Annotated in this window: 3 protein-coding genes; all 3 read right to left on the reverse strand. The window is 50.3% G+C overall.

What is annotated here, in order from left to right; translation table 11 throughout:
* Positions 1 to 3: 3 nt before the first annotated feature.
* The 3 genes from NSQ37_RS18100 to NSQ37_RS18110 are packed head-to-tail and all read right to left on the reverse strand — an operon-like array spanning position 4 to position 24687.
* Positions 4 to 5730 carry a type I polyketide synthase gene (locus tag NSQ37_RS18100; protein ID WP_341124402.1) on the reverse strand — a complete coding sequence of 1909 codons (5727 nt, stop codon included), beginning with the start codon at positions 5728 to 5730 and terminating at the stop codon, positions 4 to 6.
* Between the two features lie 39 nt (positions 5731 to 5769).
* Positions 5770 to 12066, reverse strand: coding sequence for a type I polyketide synthase (locus NSQ37_RS18105; protein ID WP_326365292.1), 6297 nt, complete (start codon positions 12064 to 12066; stop codon positions 5770 to 5772).
* Positions 12067 to 12084: 18 nt separating this feature from the next.
* Positions 12085 to 24687 carry a type I polyketide synthase gene (locus NSQ37_RS18110; RefSeq protein WP_341124404.1) on the reverse strand — a complete coding sequence of 4201 codons (12603 nt, stop codon included), beginning with the start codon at positions 24685 to 24687 and terminating at the stop codon, positions 12085 to 12087.
* Positions 24688 to 24706: the final 19 nt, after the last annotated feature.

Here is a 24706-nt window from a genome sequence, read left to right on the forward strand (position 1 = left end):
CAATCAGATAGTCACAAATTCATAAGGGTTCATTCCCTCGATCGGAATCGGCTTGGTCAGCTTCATCAGCCCCATGCGGGAGATCGGCTGCGTCAGCAGAGTTTCCAGCGCCTGCATCCCTTCCGCCCGGCTGATCAGCCCGAGACCGATTGCACTCAGTCTGTCAAACTCTTCAGAAATGTGATTGTCAGCCCGCTCCCAATAACCCCAGTTCATCACTTTGACCCGGCATGACAGCCGTCCGGAAAGCTCATGGGCAAATGCGTCTTTAAATGCGCACCCCGCCGCATAATGGCTTTGATTCGGATTCTTAATATATGAAATAACCGAAGAGAAAAAGAGAATAAAGTCCAAAGACTCTTTCGCAAATACTTCGGCAATGTTGACGGAAATATCCACTTTCGCCGCAAGACCGGCGTGAAACTGTGATTCTTCCATATCTTTTACGCTTTCATTCGCAAATACCATCGCTGAATGAACGACGCCGCTGATGGTGCCGTATGTGTTTTTAATCTGTTCATAGGCGCGCTGAAGCGATGGAAGATCAGAAGCATCTGCGGCTATATATTCGGGAGCCGGGCCTGATGGCCGGTACCGGTCTATTTTTTGGCGTATCCGGCTGTCCAGCGGCCGCCTCCCGATCCAGACGACTCGGGCTTTATACGTCGTCACTATATAATCTGTCCAAACCTCGCCGATGCCTCCCGCACCGCCGATGATGACATATACGCCTCCATAGCGGTAAGGAACACTTTCAGATGGCTCGCTTTGGACCGGAAGCAATTGAGGCCGGTACCATTCCTGATGTCTGCGCACCCATGCTTTACCCGTACGGTCGCGGGACAGGCTGAATATGTCTTCTGCGGGGAAATCCCCCCCGTCTTCAAGATCGGCGAGACGGATGTGCCAGCTCGGATGTTCTTTAGCGAGAGACCCGACGAAACCGTGCACACTGGAATGAGCGGGACGCACCTCATCATATTGGGTGATAGGCTGTGCTTGGTGCGTAATCACCGTCATCCCGAGCTGCTCCTTTCCATACCCGAGACCGATAAGAGCTTTGGCCGCTCTGAAAATCTGCAGCACCCCGCTTTTTTGATCATGGCTGTCAGAATCAGCCGGCTGAGGGGCAAACCAGATCATATGCTGAATCTCACCGAGACGGCGGAGCCGATCAGATATCACTTCAACGGAAGCACTTTGGCCGATATCAAATCGCACAGCTTTAGGAAACAATCGTAAAACCGCGTCCGCCTGCCCGTCTGTACCGCCTATGATGACAGCTTTTGCTTCAGAAATGGGGAAGCCGGTTTGGTTGTCTATCGGTTCCGCGTCCCATACCTGCATCAGTTTGACGGCTCCGGTAAGGTTACCCGGGAGATCGTATTGCTTATTATCGGTTACGGCCGGCGCACTTTCGGCCATCCGGGCAGAAAATCCTTTTATCCTTACACACACATTGCCGCGTTCATCACATATATCAATGTCCATTCTTCGCACGGCCGGTGTTTCATGCGTCACAAATACGGCCGCCCACATGTTTGGACTGCACGGATGAAAAACGGTCAGTTCATGCAATTCAAAAGGCATTAACGGCTGCTCCGGATAACCCGCTTGATCTTCATTTATAACGCCGATGGCCGCCTGAAAAGCGGAATCAATCAGACTCGGATGGAGCACAAACTGTTCGGCTTCATCAGAAACGGAAGCAGGTAGCACCAATTTAGCCAAAGCTTCTTTTTCCCCGCAATAAATGTAATCAATTCCTTGATGTGAAGGTCCGTATACAATTTCCGCCTTTGCAAACGCCGCATAGCAGTCTTCTTTTGACAGCACTTTTTTGCGGCATCGCGCTTTCAGCTGTTCAATATGCAAAACCGGCGCCTCAGACAGCGGCTCAATCACAGCGCTGCCTTCACAATAAATGTCTGAATCATTTTCATTGCTGTACACTTGAAATGAAACATTGCCGTTGTCCTCCAAAGAAAGCCCTGTCGTCATACGCAGAGGCTCTTTTTTATGAACGGCCTGGCGTATCCAGCTGATATACCGCAGCGAAATGCCGGTTTTAGCCGTGTATCCAGCGGCTAACGGCGCGGCAGCCAGTTCAGCCGCGGCTCTCGCCATTTCAAGATAAGCCGCCCCGGGGAGAACACGCTTGTTTCGGACGATATGATCGGCTAAGAAGAATTCATCTCCGTTCAGTATCGTACTGAATTTTTGTTCTAACAAATCTGATGAATTGCGGTGAAGCAGCGGGTGAAGCCTGCTTTCTGTATTTGCGGAAGTGACGGGATGATCGGGCTCCGGTATCCAATATCGTTCCTTTGCAAAAGGGTACGTCGGCAGACTCATCCTGCGCGGTTTCTCCTCCCGATACAGCCGCGTCCAGTCTATCTCAAATCCTTTTGACCACAGCTCCGCAAGTTTTTTGTAAGTGCCGCTGTCCATCCATTTTCGGATCAGCTCCTCCGTATCCTGATCATCATTCAGGAAACCCCTGATTTCCGTTCCGCTATCAGACCGCCCTTGAAAGCAGCCGTCAATCTGCCGTTTTCGTTCTGTAAATTCAGTTAATTTCCTGATCAGGTCCGCTTGATCGTTCACTAAAAAAACAAGCCGTTCTTCCATTGCCAGCCGTCCCGTTTGCAGCGTATACGCCAGTGACCGCAAGGAAAAAGATTCATCAGGCTGCTTATCTAAGCCGGACTGACCGAAAAGACCGGAAAGAATATTCTTATGTTTCTCATCGTTTGTAAGACATTCTGCTAAAGTCCGGACGGAAGTATGCTGTATGAGATCAGTCATGTCTATTGCCAGCCCGTATTGATCCGTCATCAGCTCAGAAAACTGTGTCAGCTGCATGACATCCAAGCCGAATTCCTTCCAATCCTGTTCATCATTTACCGAGCCGGCCTCTACATGCAGAACTTCGGCCAGAACACCTCGCAACGCTTTTTCCAGCTGATTTTGCATTGTATCTATTTTGTCATGAAGCGGACCGCTTCCTTCAAGCGCTTTATCTTTGAGAAACATCAGCAGGCGGGCAGCGTATTCCTTCAGCCGCTCCGGATTTTTCGCTGACAGAGGCACGATATACGGTCTCTCTTGATCCTCCGTAATACCGGGGTTTTTAGGCCTGTACTCTTCTAAAATGAGATGAACGTTTGAACCCGTCGCCCCGAATGAACTGATGCCTGCGCGTCTCGGGCAGGCATGTTCACGGCCGTTCTCTGTATACGCCGGCCTTTTCCATGACTCAGTTTTTTGCTGCACGTAAAATGGCGAGTCCTCTAAACGGAGATACGGATTAATCGTCTCTGAGTGCAAAGAAGGGACAAGCGTTTTGTGAAACAGCTGCAAAACCGTTTTATGAAGCCCGCTGATCCCGGCAGCTGATTCCGCATGTCCGATATTCGATTTAACGGAACCGATCGCACAAAATTGACGATCCTCCGTAAACGTGCGGTAAGCTTTAACAAGACCTTGTATTTCAATCGGATCTCCTAAAGAAGTTCCGGTTCCGTGCGCTTCCACATAAGAAATCGTCCGGGGATCGATCCCCGTCTTTTCAAGACATTCAGCTATCATATCCCCCTGCGCCACGGGGCTCGGCACGGTAATCCCGCTGACGGTTCCCACGTGATTGACGGCGCTGCCTTTTATCACCGCATAAATATGATCCTTATCTTCTTCGGCTTTGTGAAGCGGCTTCAGCAGCACGGCTCCGATGCCGTCAGCTGAGACATAGCCTGTGCCTCCTTCGCCGAACGTGCGGCACAGCCCGTCACTCGAATGCATATCCATCAAGCCGTATGTGATATATTTTGTCGGGTGCAATGATAAATTGACGCCTCCGGCAAGAGCTGCTTCACATTCACCGCGTCTCAGACTTTCCGCCGCCATATGAACGGCCGTCAAAGATGACGAACACACCGTGTCAACCGCCATGCTCGGCCCGTGAAAATTGCAAAAATATGAAACCCGGTTTGCGATCGGCGCATAGTTCAAGGGATAAGGAAAGACCAGCCCTTTAGCAGCAGCTTCAGCGCCGGCGAGAGAATAATCCATATGCATCACCCCGGCAAACACACCGACGTTCATTCTCTTATTCGGCCCTTTCGGCTGAACGATTGTTTCCGGGGTGTAGCCCGCATCCTCAATCGTTTCCCAGCATGTTTCTAAAAACAATCGTTCTTGCGGATCTTTAGCTTCTGCCTCCCGCGGAGAAATCCGAAAAAATTTCGCGTCAAAACAATCTGGATCGTCTATAAAACCGCCCCATTTGGAAATCAGCTTGCCGGACGGCGATCGCAAATGCTCATATGTCCTCGTATCCCAGCGGGAACGAGGCACTTCCGTTACGCTGTTTTCTCCATTTTTTAAATTTGTCCAAAATTCACGAAGATTTTTGGCGCCGGGGTACCGTCCCGCCATCCCGACGATCGCAATATCTCCATTCTGCGTTCCGGCTGACGCCGATTTTTTCACGCGGATTTGGGTTGTCCTCTTTTTTTCCCGGGGCAAAGGCTCAGCACTTGAATGCCCGCTTTGAGCATGGCCGAAACCGGCTCCGTAATGTTCGCACAAATATCCCGCCAATTCCGCGATGGTCGTGTATTCAAATAACAGTGTCGGCAGTAGCTGCGTTCCGATTTTTTGTTCAATTTCCTTTACCATGTCCAACAGCCCCGGAGAATCCAGCCCCATTTCATAATAGCCGATATCCGGGTCAATCTCTTTCACAGGTTTGTTCAATCGGGCGGCAAGCAATTCTTTTAAATAAAGGATGCACTGTTCAGTAAGGCCGGCGGAAGCCTCCGCACGGCGGGGCTCAGAAGGCTCCGGTTCCGCTTGCGGAGCCGGGACGGCATTCCGCCCGTCAGGTTCTTTCTTTTGCCGTTTCTGATTGATCAGTTCCGGGTCCCTCACCAGTTTATTGGCGAAGTTTTTCAGTTCGCCGACTTTTCTGCCTTCCTCATTAAAAAACTCCATTGTCACGTAAACGAGATCTTTCTTACGGGTGACGGATTCTTTTTTTATCTTGGTGATACATGTCGTCTGCAGCAATTCGGCGCAATAAAACGATTCATAAAACAGCGGCAGAAATAATTGCCCCTCCTTCCTCGTCAAAGGAGCGAGATATACATTGGAGCCGATGCTGCTCGCATCTATCAATGCGGGATGAAACATCGTCTCTTCTGCATGTTCCAGCTGATCCTTTTGCACCGACAGATCAATATAAATCTCTTTTTCAGTTTGGTAGACGCTTCCGCAGCCTTTCATCATTCCTGAATGAACCAGTTCTTGATCCCTGCATTCCGCGTAAATGTCCTCAAGCGGTATTTCTGCCGCCGTTTGTTTTACGGCATCCATCCGGACGCTTTCTTGGAAGCCGGCGGGCTTGACGGAATGCATTTGCGCCGCGGCATATACCTTTGTCTCTGCTGCTTCGTCACCTTGTTTTTGCCCTTTCACCTCTACCTTCCACTGCCCTTCGCCGTTCTCTGTACAATTAACGGAAAGCAGGATTGTTTCTCCCTGTTCAGGAGCTAAAGGGTGAAAAATCGATAAGTGCCTGAGTTCAAGGCCGGCATGAAAAAAACCGTTTTCTCTGAAAGTCTGATAGATCAGGTCAATATAAGCCAGACCCGGCAGCAGTTCCTTTCCATAGGCTTTATGATGTTTCAGAACGGGATGCTGATTGTTAATAAGAAGCTGCTCTTGCATATGAACTTCCTCCATATCGACGTTCAATTTTCAGCGCAATCAGTAAGTCTTCATTTGTTTCCAAAACGTATTCGGACGGGACTTATGTGCGTTTTCATGCAGGTTTTCGGCTTTGTCCGGACGAATGGGCCGGCGTTTTAATTCCTGTCTCGGCAAAGGCTTTCTAACCGGGGTATACGCCTCTTGCTCCCAGGCTTCCACTATGACATGGGCATTCGTCCCTCCGTCAGCGAAGCTGCTGACGGCGGCAATCCGCGGTGAATCCGTCCATTCACGCAGAGCGTGCGAAAAATAAAACGGCGAGGCGGACAGATCGTAATGCGTCATCGGCTCTTTGCCCGAAAGGAAAGGCACACGCATTCGGCGCGAGAGCATAAGCACTGTTTTAATGAATCCGGCAATCCCTTCAGCGCATAACGGGTGTCCGATATTCGGCTTCATCGACCCCAATTCGCAAGGCGCGCTGTTTTGCATACGGTACACCGCTTCAATCGCCCTCAGTTCCAAAAGGTCTGTTACTTCAGAGCCTGAACCGTTTGCTTCAATGTAGCTGATATCCTCCGCTTTTCTGCCGCTTTTGGCAAGCGCCTTGGCCATCACTTCTTTCTGCGCCTGTATATTCGGTGTGGCAGGCCCCGCGGTTCTGCCGTCATTGTTTACGGAAATGCCTTTAATGACCGCATGAATCCGGTCCCCGTCTTTTACAGCCTGGGCCGCTGTTTTTAAATACACCATTCCGACGCCTTCTCCCAATACGATGCCGCCGGTGCGGCGGTCAAAAATATGAAACGCAGGCTCTTCGCTTAACAGATTGCGAAGTTCGAACATCCGGTGGGTTTGACCGGATTCCAGCAGACTGACTCCCCCGACCACCGCTGAGTCGATTTCACCGCAAGAAAGCGCCTGTATCGCCATATTCATACCGACAAGCGCTGAAGAACAGGCCGTATCCAAAACAAGACTCGGCCCCTTCAAATCAAAGAACTGAGAAAGATTGGCCGCTAAGTAATTCGGACCGGCTGCGACTATCGGATTTTTTGCATGCTTCAGACGGTTTTCATCAGGCATACTGCCGCCGCGTCCTCCTAAATAGACACCGGCTGACCTGCCTTTCATTTCTTGTAAAGAGTAACCGCTGTCTCTGAACAGATGAAGCGCCTCTTCTAATATAAGAAAGGACTGGATATCCATTGCCTTGATGTCTTCTTCGGGAATAAGGAAAAACTCCGGGTCAAAATGCGTTACATTTTGTAAAAGGCCCGCATAATCCGCCTTCTCCGTTTTCCAGCGCTCTTTCGGAACTCTTTGAATGGCTGACGTTCCTTCAGACAGCAGCTTCCAATAAGCTTCAATTGATTCAGCTCCCGGAAAACGGCAGGACATTCCGACAACAGCAATGTCTTGCGCCGCTCTAGCACGAGAAGGCTGAATAACAGCGGCTGCTGTTTGTTTGGGAACGTCCGGGATTACAGGCTGAACCGGTTTTGAAACGGCAGCTTTGATTTCCGGATATGCTGTTTCAAGCCATCCGGCCAGCGCAGCAACCGTAGGGTATTCATACAGCACCGCCGGGTCAAGGTCAGCTTTGATCCTCTTTCCGATCGCTCTGGACACTTGGGCAAGCATGATGGAATCGGCTCCGTAATCTTGAAACGGTGTATCAGATTCAAATCTTGACGGCTCCAGTCTTAATTCCCGGCAGCAAATGCCCGTCAGCCACTCCTCAACGCTTTCTGTATCGGCCTGTTCCTGCTGCTTTGTTTCAGTAAGGCCGGATGAAAGCAGCAGACGGTCAGGCTCCCATTTTTCCGGGTGAATGACGGCCGGCATAATAACAGATCCGCAATCGCCTGCCATGATGGCATCAAACAGGCTCAGCCCTTCTCTGTCAGTGATGCTCTTTAAACCGCTTTTCAGATAGGCCCGGCTTTTTGATTCGCCCATACCCGTTTCTTTCCAGCTCGGCCACTGGATGCTCAGCACCGGAAAACCTTTTGCGGCCGCAAAATAATCCATATAGGCGTTAGCCATGGCATAATCGCTTTGTCCCGCTCCTAATTCCGGCATCACGCCGGACACTGAAGAAAACAGCGCAAAAAACCGGAGAGGCTCCTTGTGCAGCGCTTGATACAAAAGGTCCAGTCCGTCTGTTTTAGGCTCAAGCACGGGCATCATCTGTTCGCTTGTTTTGCGGATAAAGGCCGGATGATCGAGATCTACGGCTCCCGCTGCGTGTAACACACCTCCTATCGGCCCCATTTGATCTTTCACACGGCTGACGGCCTGCTCATATTCAGGGCCGGAAGATACAGACAGCACTTCCGTTCGGATACCTTTTTGTTCGAGCTCTCTAATTCTTCTCACCTTATCGGAAAACGGGGAATTCCGTTTGATATGATCATCCCATTCCGCTTTCGGCGGCATTGTTTCTTTTCCGGTAAGCACGAGTTTCGTGACTCCGTAACGTTCGGCAAAATGCCGGGCAAATAAATATCCGAGTCCCCGGGTCCCTCCGGTGATCCAGAGCACATGGTCTTTCGGAAATGAAAATTCTTTTTCAGCTAAGCTGTTTGTTTCCTTTAACCGCGCGTGATAGCGCACACCGTTTCGGTAACACACTTCGATGTCTTCAGAATCGCGAAAAAACTCATCTGCGATCTGGTTTGCCAGCTCAGGATCTTCGGCAGTCCGTTCTGCATCCATATGCCGCGAGCGGATATCCTTATACTCACTTTGGAGCATCCGGTACAATCCGGCCTTTTTTGCACCTGAGAGATTTATCGTTTCATTTGCAAAGGGTTCAAGCCCCTTTGTCACACAAAGCAGCTGAAGCTTTCGGCCGCGGTTTCTGTTGTCAATGAGAGACTGCAGACGATGAATCCAGCCGTCATCATGATTGATTTCCGTCCCGCATCCGGTCACATCAATCAGACCGCCGAATCGGGCCGCGTCCCCGGATATTTCCGGTGATGCAGCGTCAATGATTTCAGACTCGGGGAAATAACGGGACAGCTCAACGGCTAAATTTCCTGTCTGGTGATCAGCAGCTATTCCGATGACGCCCCGCATTTCCTTAGCCGGAACACTGCTGCTTTCTGCCCAGCTTTTCTGTAAAAAGCGGATTTCACGAAATGTTTCAGAATGTGTTTCAGCATCACGAACATTGTCCGGCGCTGCATCGTCCGGCCAATACCGATCCTTTATAAATGGATAACCGGGAAGGCTGATGCGGTGCGGCAGGCTGCCGTTATAAAGCTCTGACCAATCAATCTTCAGCCCTTTCACCCAAAGTTCCAGAAGCTTCGCGAATTTTTTTCTTTTCATCCATTTACGGACGGCTTCCTGCATATCTTCATCCTTAAAAACGGCTAGAATGTCTTTATACTGTTTGCTTTTTCCCCTGAAGCAGCCGTCTGTCCCGCCGTCAATAAAACGCTGCAGTTTTTCCGCTAACTGCTCTGTCGACGTCACGATAAACGCCGCACGTTCTTCCATCGCTTCTCTTCCGGTTTGAAGGGTGTAAGCCGCATCCCGGAGGCTGCGGTCTGTGACGTCATTTTTTCTGATCGCTTGAAGAAGCTGCTGCGCCCGCTGCTTCAGGCTGGCCTCCAGTTTGGCGGATAATAAAATGACTGCGGGATCTTCATCTGTGAATGGCTCATAAATCTCCCTATCAGGTTCAATATATTCTTCTATCAATATGTGGGCATTTGCCCCGCCCGCGCCAAAAGAAGAGATTCCCGAGATTCTCGGAATCTCTTTTTGCGCTCCGTTTTCCTCAATGACCGGCCGTTTCCAGTCTGCCAATTCACGCTGCACCACAAACGGCGTCCGGTCGAATGCAATATTCGGATTCAATTTTCTGCAATGTAAAGAGGGAGCCAGCTGTCGTTTTTGAAACTGAAGCAGCAGTTTCGTTACACCGGCAATGCCTGCCGCGGCTTCCAAATGCCCGATATTGGATTTAACTGAGCTGATGGCGCAAAAACCTTTATCAGACGTTTTCGTTTGAAATGCGCGGGTCAAACCGTCAATCTCGATCGGATCTCCGAGTTCAGTACCCGTGCCGTGTGCTTCGATACAGCTGATCATCCGCGGATGTATTCCTGATTTTTTAAGCGCGCCGGAAATCACGTCAGCCTGGGCGCTCGGACTCGGCACTGTATACCCGTTTGTTCTGCCGCCGTGATTGATATGAGTGCCGCGAATCACCCCGTAAATATGGTCCTTATCAGCCATCGCTTTTGACAGCGGCTTTAACAGCACGGCCCCGACGCCTTCCCCGGGAACAAATCCGTCCCCGCTTTCACCGAAACTTTTGCACGTTCCGTCTTTTGAAAGCATTCGATAGGCGCTGAGCTCCGCATAAGCCGAAGGATGCGTATACACATTCACACCGCCGGCAATCGCCATGTCGCATTCGCCGCGAAGGATGTTTTCACACGCTTCGTGAATTGCAGTCAGCGAAGATGAGCACATCGTGTCGACCGGCATGCTCGGCCCTTTCAGATTAAGAAAATAGGAAACTCTGTTGGCCGCTGAACTGAACGACGTTTTCGGCTGCAGGGTGCCGCCGTTTTTCCAGTACATTCCGTACCCGTTTTTCGTAATGCCCGCAAAAACGCCGACCCGGCCGTTATACAAATTCTCAAGCTGTTCCTTCGTATAACCGGCATCCTCCAGCACCTGCCAGCACATTTCAATAAAGAGACGCTCCTGCGGGTCCATATTCAAAGCATCACGGGGTGAAATTTGAAAAAACAGCGGATCAAAGAAAGCGGCTTCTTTCAGAAACCCGCCCCGCTTACTGTAACTTTTCCCTTCTTTCACGGCCGCTTCAGGATCAGGGTTGTAGTACTTGTCCTTTTCCCAGCGCTCTTCGGGAATTTCCGTCACACAGTCTTTTCCGGCCGCTAAGTTATCCCAGTACTCTTCAAGTGTTTCAGCTTGCGGATAACGTCCACTGACTCCGATAATCGCAATCCCTTCTTTTGTCTGGTTCTCATTGGAAAAAGCAGGCCGTTTCTTTCGCTTGATAAACGACGGAAGCACCGGAAAATCTTCATTTGCCAAAACCTGTTCTGATATGCCTGAACGGTGGTCATCATCATTTGTCCATTTTCGGCATTCTTTTGGATAATCCGTGACAAAGTGAGCTGCCAGAGATCCCAGTGTCTTATATTCGTAAAAAACCGTTTTGGAAAGGTCACCGAAAAGCAGAGACAATTCGCGGTTCAATTTCGTCACAGTGACTGAGTCGATTCCGTAGGTTTCCAGCGGCTCTTCAGTATCTATGTTGGAAACAGCAATTTTTGTAGTCAGGGCAAACAGCGTTTTGAGCTGAAGAAGCGTTTGTTCATACAAACGTTCACTGCGGTGTTCGGCATTGGTTTTTCCGGGAGCGCCCGTCTTGATGACAGGCTGCAGCTTCAACCCTGATAGGGAAGCCCATATTTTCCCCTCTTCGTCACATAAATCAATATAAAAGCTCCCCGCCTTCTCTTGTATCTCGGCCCATACCTTGTCAGGACAAGGTTCATAAAACAAAAGCTCGTCCAATGAAACCGGGGCGAGCGTTTTATATTCTTTGCCGCCAAGCAGCGCGCATGCCTCTGTCACACTTTTCATCAGACAGGGAGGGAGGCCGAATCGGGCGGATTCTTTTTGGTTTGTCAATGGAATTGATATGTCTGCCAGCATCCGTCCTGCTGAGGCGTAAATACGCTCAATTCCTTTCATGTGCTCACTGTATTGAACGGTATCGTTCTGAGTGATGGCTTCAATTTGCTGCTGATCCATCAGGAAGCCGCTGTTTTCCTTCAAGCGGCTGATATCCAGCATGCCAGGCGCAGCATCAACTGGCTGAATCGTCCCTTGGCTGTACACATCATAATGACTGAAATCGGCAGAAAATGGATTATAAATCTCAAACCTTTTGGCTTCACCCTCTGCGGGTATCAGCCTGATTTCGATATGGAACGGCTCAGCCTCAGTCAGAATGGGCTTTGACCACACGATATGCGTCAGCCGGACAGCCTCAGTCTCCTTTACTGTCAAAACAGCCGCAGCTCTCGCCATTTCCAAAAGAAGTTCTCCGGGCATAAGCTTTTTACGCTGTAAAGAAACATCAGCGAGAAAAAATTCCCGGCCGCTGAAAGCTGCCGAGAATCCCTGTCCCGTTTCATCGGAAATATGCTGCTGAGCAAGCGGATGAAGGGAATCCGCTTGGCGAAGTCCCATCCGCATATCATAATCGCGCAAAATGCCGATCGCATCCTGTTTTGTCATTTTTTTATTTTTGACGTCAGAAAAAACCCGGTGCAGAAACTCTTTCATATGGTTTCCTCCATTACGCTAATCCCTGTAAAAACCGATCGTTCTTTTTACAGCGGCTTCTATGCTTATTTCGTTTTTCTCCAATTCATCAAGCAGGCGCTCATAAGTCTCAAGCGGGGACGTATCAATCTCATAAGTCTCCCGGTGCCTTATATGCTGCGCACTGTGCGGTATCCAGCAATGTGTTTTCGCAAAAGGATAGACGGGCAGGCTGACTTTTTTTGGCCTTTCGTCCGGATATAATTTATTCCAGTCGACATGTAAACCTTGCACCCATAATTTTGCAAGCATTGTATACTTTCCTGCTTCCATCCATTGATCTACGGTCCCGCTCATTTCTGCGTTGTCCGTCATCTCTGTAAACAGCTGTTTCATCGCTTTGTTCCGGCCTGTAAAGAAATTCTGCCCCGTCTCCTTGCCGCTGAGGAAATCATTCAGCGCGTTCGTAAGCTCTTCTTTTGTTTCAGCAATGACGGCTAGGCGCTCTTCCATTTCATCCCGGCCAAGCTGAAGCGTATAAGCGATACCCGCAAGAGCTCCGTCAGCTGAATGTGTCTTTTCCAAATATCTGCGCAGCTGTTCCGCACGTTCCTTCAGCTGTTCCGCCGTCTTTGCCGAGAGAATGAATAAGGACGGCTGAAGTTCACCGGCCGTCCATTGTTTCTCTTCAACAGGAGAAACATATTCTTCGAGCACGACATGAGCGTTGACACCGCCAAATCCGAACGAGCTGACACCCGCTCTCCGCGGCAGTTCATTTCCGCTATCATCAGTCGCCGCTTTCCACGGCTGAGTGTCGCGGACGAAATAAAACGGGCTGCCATCGAGGCTGATATACGGATTAACGGTTTCACAATGCAGACTTTTCACAAGCGTTTTGTGCTGCATCTGCAAAATAATTTTTAAAAGCCCGGCCATGCCGGCGGCAAGCTCTGTGTGGCCGATATTCGTTTTGACGGAACCGAGGCCGCAATGAGGCTGATCGGGTGCCGTTACTCCGGCTTTCTGATAAAGCGCTGCAAAAGCCGCTTTGAGTCCGTTGATTTCTATCGGATCTCCGAGCGCCGTTCCCGTGCCGTGGGCTTCAATATAACTCACTGTACGGGGGTCGATGTTCGCTTGCTGATAAGCTTTTATCATGACTTCTGTCTGTGCTTTCGGATTCGGCGATGTAAGGGAAGCCGCCCGTCCGCCATGATTTTCCGCCGTTCCGCGAATAACGGCATAAATACGGTCGCCGTCACGTTCCGCATCGGATAATGTTTTCAAAACAATCATGCCCGCACCTTCAGCTCTGACATACCCGTCCGCTTGATCGGAAAATGTTTTGCATCGCCCGTCTTCACTGAGCATTCCCGCTTTATTAAAGCTGATATGCATATCCGGCGACACAATAGCATTGACGCCTCCTGCAATTGCGATGCCGCAGTCTCCGGCCTGAATTGCCCTGACCGCACGGTGAACAGCGACCAATGAGCTTGAACAGGCGGTTTCAATCGGTTCGCTCGGCCCATGTATATTCAGAAAATAGCTCATGCGGTTCGGACCGATTGACGGAACCGTACCGGCGGCGGAAGAACCCTCAATCTCTATATGGAACTTTGAAGCTTCCTGAGCGTAACCGCTGTTTGTCGTGCCTGCAAAAATGCCTGTATTTGTTCCTGACAGGCTTTTGGCAGAGCAGCCGGCATCTTCAATCGCTTTCCATACATGCATCATTAAAAGTCTTTGCTGAGGATCCATCATTTCGGCTTCATGCGGAGAAATACCGAAAAATAAAGGATCAAATTGAGCGGTTTCATCAATGAAGCCGCCCCACTTTACATTACTCGCATTTTTATCTTTCTGCGGTTCTCCGTAATACTGTCTCCAGTCCCAGCGCTCCGGCGGTATTTCAGAAATGCAGTCCTTTTCTCCGGCTAAATTCTCCCAAAACATTTCCGGATTTTCAGCCATTGGAAATGCACAGCTGATTCCGATTATCGCCACGGGCTCAGGTGCAGCTGCGGTTTTTGTTTTAGGAAGACGGGACGGAATCGAGAATGGCTCCGTCTTCATTTTTTTACGCACAACCGGTTTCTCCGTTTCTGTTTCTGCCTGTGAGCCGAATGTATCCGGATGTTCCGTCAGCAAGTATTGGGCAAAACGAAAGACTGTCGGGTATTCAAAAAACACAGCCGGTGTCAGTTCAAGCCCATACATTTTATTTAGTTCATTTGCAAACTGCGTGAATGAAACCGAATCAAAGCCATAATCTCTCATCTCTGATTCAGCATCTATCTCGTCTTCTTTCACCTTCAGAATGCCTGATATCATATGTTTGAGTTCCGCTTGTACTTTATTCGGCATATGGACGGGCGTCTTCCTTGACACATGAATGCTACGGGACGGTTCCGGCGGTTCCGGCGTTTCAGGCATCAGGTTTTTTCGAATCCGTTTTTCGTCGCCCTCTGCCACCATGACCTGGTGTTCTCCGGAGGCAAAAGCGGCGTACAGCGCTTGGATGCCTGAGGCTGATCGCATGGCTTTCATTCCGGTCTGTTCGTACATCAGCCGTTCGGTCTCTTTGTCCACACGCATACCGCCCTCTTCCCAAAGCGGCCAGTTGACGGACAGGGTCTTCCCGCTCCGCTCGTTGTCCCGCACGAGACGGTTCCGGCGGGCTGCATATACGTCCATAAATGCGTTGGCTGCCGCATAACCGGCCTGCCCCGGATTTCCCATGCCTCCCGCCAAGGAAGAAAACAGAATGAAAAAGTCCAGCCGCACATCTTTCGCTGCTTCATCAAGATTGATAAGCCCTTTCACCTTCGGCGCCATGACGGTCTTCCGTTCGTTTTCTGTCTGGTTCAGAATGTAATTGTCAGCGATCACGCCGGCGCCGTGAATGATCCCGTCGAGTGTTCCGTGCTCCTCCTGTATGCCGCGGACGAGGGCGATGACCGCCGCCCTGTCTGTCACGTCTACCGGTTGATACAATACGCGGGCACCCGACGCTGCCAAGCGCCGTAAGCGGGCGGAGCGCTCTTCATCAAGCACTTCTGCCCTCCCTGTTAATACGAGGACGGCGTTTTTGACGCGGGAGGCTATTTCTTCAGCGAAAATCAGTCCGATGCCGCCCGCTCCCCCTGTGAGGAGGTAGACCCCTTCGTCTTTCCACGGAATGGCGCCGCTTTGAGGCGCCGGCAGATGACGCCAGTTTCTGACGAGACGTTTGCCGTCTTCATAACGGATTTCCGCTTGTTCAGGATGCGCCCGGTTTTCTTTCAGCTTGGCAAGAAGCGCCGAGGCTGACTCGTCCGGATCGGCTTGGATGACTTGGCCGTACAGCTTCGGATGTTCAAGGTGAGCCGTTTTCAGAAAAGCGGCCAGCCCCGCCAATACATTGTCTTCCCCCCTGTCGGGGACAAGAAGCTGGATCAGCGTTTTTTTCTTCTGTTTTTCTTTGATAAGACGCGTGACAATCGCTGACAGCTCCGCCGCGCAGGCGTCATAACGGTCTTCAATCGGACCTTCGCCGTCAGCCGCACATACGGCGCCGCTTATGTCCTCAGCATTCATTCCGCCATACAGCGTCACGTATCTGAAAGACGCTTCTTGTCCGCCGCCTTCACCCGGCGGTGATTCCCGCCACTTTGGCTGAAGCAAGAGCGGTTTTTCCTCCGTTTCCTCTTCCAGAAAACAGGCGGTGAGCCCCGTCAATCGGACACATACCGCGCCGTTTTCATCACACAGCTCAATATGATAGGCGCCGTCCGCTGAGGAAAGCACCGCCCACATCGTCTCCCGGCACGCAGAAAACACCTGCATATCCTGGAGAGCAAACGGCAGAAACGGCCGTCCGGACGCGGAACCGTCTGAGAGCACAAGACCGATAGAAGCCTGAAGGGCGGCGTCCAGCATGCTCGGATGCAGGATGAACGGCTCCTTTTCCTCGCGGGCGGACGGCGGAAGAGTGAGCTTCGCGAGCACTTCTCCGTTTCCGGCATAGACGGCGTCAAGCGCCTGATGAGACGGTCCGTAGGTGATGCCGAGGCTGTCGAACGCTTCATAGCACTCAGCCTTTGACAAGTGACGGCCGCCGCAGCGCGCCTGAACCGCTTCCACATCGAGAACAGGAGCACGTTCCGTCTCTTCGAGCACGGCCTTTCCCTGGAAAAAGACAAGCGGCTCTTCTCCTTCGGCATACGCTTCAAAAGCGATGTCTCCGTTTTCTTCCGGCTGAAGCTTTACATGAAGCGTCACTCCTTCAGAAAGCGCCGTCACCGGACGGAGCCAAACGATCTGTTTGAGCCTGACACCCGTTTTCCCGCCGGGCAAGTCTTCAGCGGCAAATGTAACGGCGGACCGGGCCATTTCTAAAGCAGCCGCGCCCGGAAGCACCGGTTTTCCATTGACGATGTGATCGGCAAAAAACGGTTCGTGTCCTGAAAAAACAGAAGTAAAACGCTGGGCGGTAAAGGTCGATGTATTCGTGTGGAGCAGCGGGTGAAGTCTGGCTGCTTTCTCACTTTTCGCTGAGCCTGTTTTGTCAAGTGACACATCAGCTTTTGTGACCCAATATCGGTCTTTGGCAAAAGGGTAGGCCGGGAGACTGATGCGGCCCGGGTTGCGCTGATAAAGAGCTGACCAATCGACGTCAAGTCCTTTAACCCAAAGGTCAAGCAGCTTTCCGTATTTCCCTTTTCTCAGCCAGGCATTTATGGTAAGCGCCATATCTTCATCAGAAGTGAGTGAAGCCGCCAATGAATGATGTTTGGCTGTCCTGCCCCGCCAGATATGAGCATGTTCGATATTATGATCGTTTGAGAAACTCATAAGCTTCATTTTCAGTTCTTCTATCGACTCGGCCGTAAATGCAAGCCGCTCAGCCATCGGTTCTCTTCCCGTCTGAAGCGTGTAAGCGATCTTGGCTAAATCCCCGTCAGAACGTTTTTTTCTTATGACATCATCCAGAAGCTGGCGGGCGCGCTCTGTCAATTGCTGCTCATTTCGAGCTGATAAAATAATAACAGCCGGTTTTTGCGGAGAAACAGACGCGTTTTCCATTGGTTTCAGGCTGTCAGACGGCACATATTCCTGAATGATGACATGCGCGTTTGAACCTCCTGCTCCAAACGAGGAAATGCCGGCAATTCTCGGATATTCCTTCATTTTACCCGTGATATTCAAGACAGGTCGTTTCCATTCCGTTTCTTTTTGCTGTACGAAAAACGGAGTGTGCTCAAACTCAATATTCGGATTCAATTCCGCCGCATGCAATGAAGGGGCAATCCTCTTATGTTTCAATTGCAGAAGCAGTTTGGTGATCCCCGCAATCCCGGCAGCGCTTTCTAAATGTCCGATATTTGATTTAATTGAACCGATGGAACAAAACTGCCGGTCTTCTGTTGTCAGGCGAAAAGCTTTCGTTAACCCGTCGATTTCAATCGGATCACCGAGCGCAGTGCCCGTTCCGTGGGCTTCCAAGTAACTGACCGTTCTCGGGTGAATGTCTGTCCGTTTCAACGTCTCTGCGATCAGATCAAACTGCGCTTTCGGATTCGGCACCATATAAGCGTTTGTCCTGCCTGCTGCGTTCAGCATGCTTCCTTTGATAACGCCGTAAATATGATCGCCGTCTTTCTCCGCTTGAGCAAGCGGCTTTAACACAATCGCCCCTACTCCTTCACCGTCAACAAAACCGTCCGCACTGTCTCCGAAAGATTTGCATTTATCACCGGGAGACAGCATTGAAAAAGCGGACAGCCGCTCATAGTGGGCCGGATCAACGATAAGATTGACTCCGCCGGCAATCGCTGTTTCACTCATTCCGCTCCGCAGGCTTTCTGCAGCGAGATGGACAGCTGTTAAAGAAGAAGAGCATGCTGTATCCACAGCCATACTCGGCCCTTGGAAATTGAACAAAAACGATACTCTGTTTGCGATAGACCAGTCGCTGGGAACTGTCGGGTAATTGCTGTTCATCACACCGACAAAGACTCCGATTTTCCGGCTGTCACAAAGGGTGGCCGGGGTGTACCCCGCATCTTCAATGCTTGAATAAGCAGTCTGCAGAAACAACCTTTCCTGCGGATCCATCCTTTCAGCTTCCGCGGGAGATATACGGAAAAACAGCGGATCAAATTTATCAATGTCATCGAGAAAACCGCCCCATTTTGAATAAATGGACCCCCATTTTCCGCGTTCCTCGTTATAAAACGTTTTCCAGTCCCAGCGATCTTTCGGCACTTCAGTAATAGAATGCCTGCCGGCTTTTACATTTTCCCACAGCTCATCAACGTGATCGGCGCCCGGATACCGGCCTGACAGACCGATGACAGCGATATCCTGGATATAGGGATCTCCGTTCGTCCTGCTGCCTTCCTCGTTTTGAGGAATTTTGTTTTGTTTTACATTCAGGTTATCTGTGTGATCAGACAGCTGCTCTTCACGCACACCCATCGCTTTCATAAATGCTCCCCGCTGAGAAAGAAGCAGGTAATCCGCGATTTCTTCTATCGTCTGATATTCAAAAAAGAGGGTGCTGGTCATTTGGTCAAACACGTTACGAAAAGCATTCGTGAGCCTGACGACCAGAATAGAATCCAAACCGTATGCGGTTAAGGAAACCGACGGATCCATTCTCCCGCTCGGAATCTTCAACGTTTTTCCTATTAATTCCGTCAGATATGCGATGCCCCGTTCTCTTACGTTTGGAATCGGCGCGGCGCTTTCTGCGGGAGCCTGCACCCGTCCGGCGTTTTCGGGATGAGCCCGTCCATTCCCGAATTGCCGCTCGAGCGCTTCTTTACGGGAAGACAGAAAGTAATCAGCAAGCTCATCAATGGTTTGATATTCAAAAAATAAAGTGCTGCTGACAGAACCGAAGACGTCTTTTAACGCATTGGTCAGTCTGACGACCAGTATGGAATCCAATCCGTATGCGGTTAAAGGTTCATGGGATAAAAGACGATGCGCCGGCACTTTAAGCGCTTCACCGATTACCTTCTTCATCAGTTCAACGCTTTTTTCTCTCAGGCTGACATGCAAAGTATCATCCGAAAGACCTTCTGCGTCATACGGACGGCGCTCCGGCTTCTCTTCTGACGCCTGCGTGAGGGCAAGCCTGACCGTTCCGTCACTTTCAGCCGCTATAATCTGCTGGCCTAAGTCGTGTGCGGCTTCAGCCGGAAACAGAGGATGGACGAATCCTTCAAGCGAAAGCGCTTCCGCCCAGCCGGCCGGATTAACCCCCGGACAGCCCGGAATCCGTAAATCATGATCCTCATACAGCCACCAGCCTTCAAGAAGGCCGAACGTCACATGGTTGAATATGGTACGGCTGTTGATCTCATTTATAAACAGCTGGCCGTTTTTTTGCAGCATTGCTTTCGCATGGCGCAGCGTAGAGCGGATATTTTTTGTCGCATGAAGCACATTGGTCGCGATCACTGCGTCATACGTGCCGATGTCCGGCGCTTCTGTTGATACCGGCTGCTCAGCGTTGAATATTTTATAAGTGACATAAGGATATTCCGGACCGAATATGTCTTCTGCATGTAAAAGAAATGCTTTAGAAATATCCGTGAAACAATATTCGGCAATATGCGCTTCATACGGTTTCAATTTTCTCATGACCGCAGCGCTCGTCCCGCCCGTTCCGGCTCCGATTTCTAAAATGCGGATTTTCGCCTGCGGGTCTTTTTCCAGACGTTCCTTCAAAACTGCAATCAATGTGTCAGCAAGCTTGTCATTGAAAAAATCAGAAATGATATTATTGCGGTAAATGCCTTCCACAAGACGGAAAGAGGAGTCAGGGAACATCACTTCCGTTGCCGGAAGCTTACCGGTTAAAATGTCTGGAAGCACACGCAATGTCTCTTCTGCCAATCTGACATGCGCCCTCATGTCTTTCTGGCGCAGCCAAGTCTCTTTTTTCCGCTCCCATTCCTCCCACACCTGCCCTAGATCCGTTTTTTCCGGAGTAAGCGCTAATTTATTCAGGAGGACAAAGCTCTCTTTCAGCCATCTGCTGTATTGTTCCGTTATGCCGGCAGCCGATTGAAATAACGGCAAAGCCTGACCAAGCCCGGCTCCCATCTCATAAAGGGTTGATACAAGCATTTTTTCAATAAGGGACTCCATCTCTCTCATGCAGCTCATGACACTTGATGCTTTTAACCGCTCAGCTTCGTCATTCTGCGTGATGTTAACCGTTAATTGTCCGAGTGCGGAAGGAATCTTTTCCGGATAAACCGTTACTTGTTCTTTCAGATCGTCTTTCATAAAAACCGGATCTGTCGTTTTGATCAGCGCCAGCTGGTCATGAGGTCCGGAAAGCAGGGTTTCCAGCGTTTTCATCGCTTCGGGCGCCTCAATAGAAGCGATTCCGTCCCGCTCCATCCGTTTCCGGTATTGTTCTGAAGCGACAACGCCGACACTTCCCCAAAAGCCCCAATTGACAACTTTTACGGCATACGGCGCTTTCTGTGAGATCCGCTTAGCAAAAGCGTCTTTAAACGTGCACCCGGCGGCATAATTGCTCTGTCCCGGCGCTTTTTGAAACGACATCATCGAAGAGAAAAACAGCAAGAAATCCAGGGGTTCCCCTTCAGCTATCCGGGCAATCTGCAAGCTCACATCAGTTTTTGCAGAAAGTGACGCGCGGAACTGATCCTCTTCCATATTGGCAAAACTGCGGTCTGATAACACGATGGCGGAATGGATGATTCCGCGGACCTTTCCATTTTCCTTTACAATGGTGTCATACGCCCGTTTGAGAGAGTCATAATCGGCAGCATCCGCGCTGAAATATTGCGGTGCGGGGCCTAAAGCCGCAAGTCTTTTCAGCTTTCTTTCAATCTGTGTATCTTTTTTCCGCCTCCCGATCCAGACAATTTTCGCCTGATAGGTCTGAATCATATATTCAGTCCATACTTCTCCTATTCCGCCTGCTCCGCCGATAATCACATAAACCCCGCCGTGCCGGTATAATGAAGGCTCATCTGCATGAGGCTGGCAGACGGCCAATTGCTGTCGATGCCACTGACCTGCACGAAAGACCCACGGATTTCCCTCGGGGTCCGACGGTAAAGAGAAGACATCAGGAAGATGCCGGTTTCCCCTTTGAGATTCCAAATCAAGAAGCCGGATGCTCCAATTGGTGTATTCTTTTGCGAGCGCCCCCGCTAATCCGTGTATGCTTGCATGACTCGGATTGACCTCATCATGTTCATGAATCGGCTGTGCTTGAAACGTGCAGATTGTCAATGATAGTTGTTCCGTGTCAAAATTCAGAAGCAGAAGCGCTTTTACCAGCCGGAAAAGCTGCATGACCCCGTGCTCCTGTCCCTCGGCCGTATCCGCATCATAAACGGATGGAATGGGATGATCCGGCGCCGCCCATATCATGTGTTGAAAAGAACCTTGCGCTTTCAATGTTTCAGCCATTTGTTCCGCGCTGTCCAAAGAAGTGATGTCCGGAAAACGGACATCGGAATACATCTCTTTCAAAGCCTGCTGAAAATCCGGCCCGGCCCCGATGACGATTATTTTTTCTTCACGCATGAAAGACATGCCGGTTTCCGGAATGGTGACGGTGTTCCAAACCGGTGTCATAAGCAATTCCGTTTCACGGCTTTTCTTCGGCGTGACGCCGGCTTTTTGGTTAAACCCGGCGCTTTCCTGCACCTCTTTTATGATAAAATCTTTCACTGCCGCCAACAGCACGCCGCGCTCATCACAAATATGCAGATCAAATTGGTGAACGGAGGCCGCTTTTACCTCCGCATGCACAAATACGGTTTTCGCTAACGGTTCAAGCAGCTGTATTTCTCCGAAGGAAAACGGTACGATAAGCGCAGGCTCTTTTTGAAATTGCAGCACATGCGCCATTGCAGTTTGAACAGCGCCATCCATTAAGGACGGATGTAGGATGTACTGTTTAAAATCGGCTTCCAAGTGTGACGGGAGCGTTAATTTGGCCAGTGCTTTCCTTTCTGTATAAGAGAATTCGCGGATGACCTGAAAACTGTCCTTTTGCACGATTCCCGCCTCAGAGAACGAGTGATAGATGTCTTCCGGCTCCGTTCTCTGCGCAAATGGCGCCGGGAGCTGAAAGGCCGAGGCCTCAAAAGACGCCCCTTTTTCTTTACAAATCACTTCTCCTTGCGAAAAGAGGGCGCCGTCCGCTCCTTTTTCTTTAATGACATAGCTTATACGCTCTTTTTCTGCTTCAAACTCTATCATGACGGATCTTGGGTCTGTCCCTGTCACAATCGGCTCCATGTACCACACACTTTGAAGAGAGACGACCGGGCGTTCTCCCCACAATCCCGCGCCGTATGCCGCCATTTCCAGATGACAGACTCCGGGAAGCACATATTTTTCGTTCACTAAATGATCTTTAAAGAAATATTCATCCTTGGAAAATATCTTTTGAAACGTCCCTTTCCGGGCGGATGAAATATTCTCATCAAGCAGAGGATGCAGCGCTTCACGCTTTTTGATATTTTGGGGCTTTTTTGTATACCGCTTTTTTTGATCGGTCAGCCAGGACGTTTCCTTTAAAAACGGATACGTAGGAAGCGGAACTTTCTGATACGGCGTTTCCGGCTTTTTGCAACCTTGAAGGCCTTTCACCCACAGCGCGGCAAATTTCTCAGGATCTGAAATGGATTGGCCTGAAACATCCGGCCGCCCGTGTGACGCTTTTCCGAAGTACATATACCTGCCGTCGCTGTGACCGCTTACAAATCCGTCCAATCGCTGTTTCAGCTCAGAAAGGGATGATGCAATGACAGCAAGCCGGAAGGAGAAAGGCTCTCTGCCTGACAATAAGGTGGCAGCGATATTTTCCAGACTGTATCCGCCGGCAGAAGGCAGGTTTTCCAATCGGGCAAGAAAGGAGCTCAATTTCCCGGCATATTCTTTCAGCTGCTGTTCGGAATGTGCGCTTAATACGACGGCATGCGGTTTTTGCTCAGTATTCTTGTCCGCTTGCCGTTTTGGGTGATAAGCACCTACGATCAGATGGGCATTAGAGCCTCCTGCGCCGAATGAACTGATTGCGGCGATTCTCGGTTTATCTCCTTCAGCCGGCCACGGCCGGTTGTTTCGGACGACATAAAATGGCGAATCAGAAAAAGAAATCTTGCGGTTCAGTTCCTCGGAGTGCAGACTGGCGGGAAGCGTTTCATATTTCATGCTTAAAAGCACCTTGATTAAACCGGCGATCCCTGCAGCCGCTTCCAAATGACCGATATTGGATTTCACCGAGCCGATTCCGCAGTAGTTTTTCTCATCGGTCTGTTTATCAAATGCCATAGACAGGCCGCGTATCTCAATCGGATCGCCGAGTGCCGTGCCGGTTCCGTGAGCTTCAATGTAGCTGATATCCGCCGGACTTACCGCGGCTCTGTTTAGAGCGGATAAAATCAGGTCCCGGTGCGCTTCCGGATTAGGCACCGTATACCCGGTCGTTTTGCCGCCGTGATTAGTGGCGGACCCCTTAATGACACCGTAGATGTGGTCTTTGTCCGCAATCGCTTTTTTCAATGGTTTTAACAAAACGGCTCCCGCGCCTTCGCCGGGCACGTAACCGTCTCCGCCTTCACCGAAACTGCGGCATTTTCCTTCAGAAGACAGAAAATGCGATTGGCTTAAAAACATGTATTTTTGCGGATGTAAGCTGAGGTTGACGCCTCCGGCCAGCGCCATTTCACAGTCGCCCGACATAATGGCCTGACAAGCCTGATGGACGGCGACAAGCGATGAAGAACACGCCGTATCAACAGCGATGCTCGGGCCATGGAGATCAAGGAAATAAGAAACCCGGTTCGGAATGCCCCAATATAAGGAGCCGGGGCCTTTGTACTGATCTTTGAGGAAACCTTCTTCGTGTGCAATTAATGAATATTCATTCCAGGTCACTCCGGCGAATACACCGATTTGATCCGTCGGCCTCGCCGTCGGATTCCCGTAACCGGCATCCTCCATCGCTTCCCAGCAGCACGTGACATACAATTTTTGCTGGGGGTCCATTAAATCAGCTTCCCACGGGGAAACAGAAAAAAACAGCGGGTCAAATTGATCCGGATGATCAATAAAACCTCCCCATTTACTGTATGACGCGTATTCTGCCGTTTTCTCTTCCGAGTAATAAGAGCTGTCCCATCTGTCCTCTGGGATTTCGGAGACACAATCTTTATTTTCCATTAAATTGTCCCAAAAATCATGCTGGTTTTCCGCTTTCGGAAACATCCCGCTCATTCCGATAACCGCAATATCAGAGCTCCCGCCCGTTCCCGGTTCAGGCACCTTTTCAGCCGCCTGTACGGGAAGCAATTCTTCTTCCTGCCGGCTTCCCGTATCAGGCTCCGTTTCTGTGAATTCAAGAACGCTTTCGGGATTTCGTTTCTGCGCACTTAAAAACTCACTCAATTTCTCAATGTTCGGATATTCAAAAAGCAGCGTTTCAGAAAGGCCGGTAAATTCTTTATGCAATATGGTCATGATTTCTTCACTGATGAGAGACGTCACGCCCAAAGTAAAAAAAGCGGTTTTATCTTCCGCTTCGGTCACCTCGGCACCCAGCTTTTGCGCTATTACCGTTCTTAAAAATTCGTTAATACATTTCATGAGGATACCATCCCTTGTA

It is taken from the genome of Bacillus sp. FSL P4-0334, assembly GCF_038004825.1.
Lineage (GTDB): Bacteria > Bacillota > Bacilli > Bacillales > Bacillaceae > Bacillus > Bacillus velezensis.

Excerpts from the sequence above, each read along its gene's own strand:
- NSQ37_RS18100 (WP_341124402.1), bottom strand. The coding sequence starts at position 5,730 with ATGCAAGAGCAGCTTCTTATTAACAATCAGCATCCCGTTCTGAAACAT.
- NSQ37_RS18105 (WP_326365292.1), bottom strand. The coding sequence starts at position 12,066 with ATGAAAGAGTTTCTGCACCGGGTTTTTTCTGACGTCAAAAATAAAAAA.
- NSQ37_RS18110 (WP_341124404.1), bottom strand. The coding sequence starts at position 24,687 with ATGAAATGTATTAACGAATTTTTAAGAACGGTAATAGCGCAAAAGCTG.